This is a genomic window from Rhizobacter sp. P1_G5, from assembly GCF_056405435.1.
The window spans coordinates 1-3,239 of the sequence record NZ_JBFUCB010000655.1; the positions used below are offsets into that span (position 1 = coordinate 1).

At 69.8% G+C, this 3,239-nt stretch carries 2 protein-coding genes; both read left to right on the forward strand.

Annotated features, from left to right (window positions below; all coding sequences use genetic code 11):
- The coding region (locus tag AC1D12_RS28920; RefSeq protein ID WP_477844574.1) for a methyl-accepting chemotaxis protein at positions 1-1,253 on the forward strand (1,253 nt) is incomplete at its 5' end.
- Positions 1,250-3,058 (forward strand): methyl-accepting chemotaxis protein, encoded by a 1,809-nt coding sequence (locus AC1D12_RS28925; RefSeq protein WP_477844576.1) that lies wholly within the window; start codon positions 1,250-1,252, stop codon positions 3,056-3,058. The genes AC1D12_RS28920 and AC1D12_RS28925, both read left to right, overlap by 4 nt.
- Positions 3,059-3,239: the final 181 nt, after the last annotated feature.

The following is a 3,239-nucleotide window of genomic DNA, read 5'->3' on the forward strand; positions in this document are numbered from 1 at the left end:
GCCTCGCCGATGCCGACCGCAGCGATGCGGACCTGGCCGGCGAGATCAAGGCCGCCACCGCGCAGATCGACAAGTACCGCGGCCAGGCCGATTCGGCGATCGACCTGTCGTCGGTCGACCCGAACACCGGCATCGCCGCCATGCAGGGTGCCGACGAGACCTTCGGCACGCTCGCCAAGGGCATGGGCGGCATGGTCGCCCGCATGGACCGGCAGTCGTCGGCATCGATGGATGCCTCGGCAGAACGCTCGCGCCGCACCAGTTTGCTGCTCGGCGCACTCGGCCTGCTGGCGGCCGCCGCGACGGTCGGCGTGGCCTGGCTGATGCAGCGCCGCATCGTCGGCGAGCTGAGCCGCGCCGCCCGCGTTGCCGACGAAGTGGCCGGCGGCAACCTGGCGATCGATGCCCGCAGCGATCGCAGCGATGAGCTCGGCGACCTGATGCACGCGCTCGACCGCATGACGCAGCAACTCAGCCGCTCGCTCGCGACGGTGCTCGAATCGTCGTCGTCGATCGAGAACGCCAGCGCCGAGATCGCGACCGGCAACCAGGACCTGAGCCACCGCACCGAGCAGGCCGCCAGCAACCTGCAGCAGACCGCCTCGTCGATGGACCAGCTGACCGGCACCGTCAAGCAGAGCGCCGACTCGGCCCGCCAGGCCAACCAGCTGGCCTCGTCGGCCGCCGAGGTCGCGGCGCGTGGCGGCTCGGTGGTCTCGCAAGTCGTGACCACGATGAACGAGATCAATGCCAGCTCGAAGAAGATCGCCGACATCATCGGCGTGATCGACGGCATCGCGTTCCAGACCAACATCCTCGCGCTGAACGCCGCGGTCGAAGCAGCCCGCGCCGGCGAACAGGGCCGCGGCTTCGCGGTCGTCGCCAGCGAGGTGCGCAGCCTCGCGCAGCGCAGCGCGCAGGCGGCGAAAGAGATCAAGGCGCTGATCGGCGCCTCGGTCGAGAAAGTCGATTCCGGTTCACGCCTGGTGGCCGACGCCGGCCAGACGATGAACGAGATCGTCGGCTCGGTCCAGCGCGTGACCGACATCATCAGCGAGATCACCGCCGCCGCCGCCGAGCAGAGCGAAGGCATCGGCCAGGTGAACGGATCCGTCACCCAGCTCGACCAGATGACGCAGCAGAACGCGGCACTGGTGGAGGAGTCGGCAGCCGCCGCGGAAAGCCTGAAGGACCAGGCGGCCCGGCTGCGCAGCATCGTCAACAACTTCCAGCTCGCCGGAGAGCGCTCATGAACCTCACCCACCTGATGCGTCAATTCACGATCCGCACCCGCATGATGGGCGCGATCGCCATCGTGCTGGCCCTGCTCGCGCTGGTCGGCGGCGCCGGCCTGACCGGGCTGCTGCGCATGCAGGCCCAGAGCACCGCCTTCATGACCAGCTCGTTCGCCGACACCAACACGCTGGCCGCGTTGCGCACCGCGCTCGGCGAGATGCGCCTGGCCGAGAAGGAAATGATCGTCAACTACGAGAAGCCCGAAGAGGTCACGCGCTTCAGCGGGCAGTGGACGGCGGCACGCGAGCGGGTGATCGCCCAGCTGAAGAAGCTGCAGGATGGCCCGCAGGACGATGGCACCGTGCTGGCCAAGCGCATGGAAACCGAACTCGGCACCTACGCCACCGCGATGGCCCCGGTGATCAAGCAGCTGGAGAACAGCGGCTACGACTCGGCCACGGTGGCGAACCGGGTGATGGGCCGTGCGAAGGAAGCGATCGCTGCCGCCGAGAAATCGGCCGCCGAACTGCAGAAGTCGCTGGGCGCCGAAGGCTCGCAGGCCGAGGCCGAGCGCCAGACGATGACGCGCCAGACCGTCGTGCTGTTCGCGGTGGCGCTGGCCATCGCGATCCTGATCGTCGTGCCGACCACGCTGGTCAACATGCAGAGCATCTGCCGCCCGATGAGCGAGGCGCAGGCGCTGGCCGCGTCGATCGCGCGCGGCGACCTGACCAACCAGATCACCGTGAGCGGCCGCGACGAATCGACGCAGCTGATGCAGGCCTTGTCGAACATGCAGGAGTCGCTGCGCGCGCTGGTCGGCCAGGTGCGCAACTCGACCGACAGCATCTCGACCGCCAGCGCCGAGATCGCGACCGGCAACCAGGACCTGAGCGCCCGCACCGAGCAGACGGCCTCGAACCTGCAGCAGGCCGCGTCGTCGATGGAGCAGTTGACCGGCACCGTCAAGCAGAGCGCCGACTCGGCCCGCCAGGCCAACCAGCTGGCCTCGTCGGCCGCTGAAGTCGCGGCACGCGGCGGCTCGGTCGTCTCACAGGTCGTGACCACGATGGACGAGATCAACGCCTCGTCGAAGAAGATCAGCGACATCATCGGCGTGATCGACGGCATCGCGTTCCAGACCAACATCCTGGCGCTGAACGCCGCGGTCGAAGCGGCGCGCGCTGGCGAGCAGGGCCGCGGCTTCGCGGTGGTGGCCGGCGAGGTGCGCAGCCTGGCCCAGCGCAGTGCGCAGGCCGCCCGCGAGATCAAGGCGCTGATCGGTGCCTCGGTCGAGAAGGTCGATTCCGGCTCGCGCCTGGTGGCGGATGCCGGCAAGACGATGCACGAGATCGTCGGCTCGGTGCAGCGCGTCAGCGACATCATCGGCGAGATCACCGCCGCGTCGTCGGAGCAGAGCGATGGCATCGGGCAGGTCAACACGGCTGTCACTCAACTCGACCAGATGACGCAACAGAACGCCGCGCTGGTCGAGGAATCGGCGGCCGCGGCCGAGAGCCTGCGCGACCAGGCGCAGCGCCTCGCGTCGGTCGTCGCGACCTTCCGGCTCGACACCCACGGCACCCCTGCGGCGCCCGCGCCCACACCGGCCGCCGTGTCCACACCGAAGCCGGTCGTGGCGGCCAAGCCGGTGAGCGCCCCGGCCGCCAAGGCCAAGGCCCCCGCGCCCGCCACCCCGCTCGTGAAACCGGCCCCGGCCGTGACGAAAGTCGCAGCCGCCGCGCCGAGCCCGGCGCCCGCCCCCGTGGCAGGCCCGGCCTTCGCCACCACCGCCCCCAGCGACGACTGGGAAACCTTCTGACAAAACCTTCCGACCCGCCGATCTGGCCCACCCGCGACGCGCTGATCCACCCTTCAGTTCATCCCGGCGGCGCCGATAGTGACGGCAACGCAGTCTTCCGCACCTGACAGGACCCACCATGGACATGATCCACGAAGCTTCCCACGTGGCCCGGCACGAAGCCGCCCGCGCGGCCACCGCC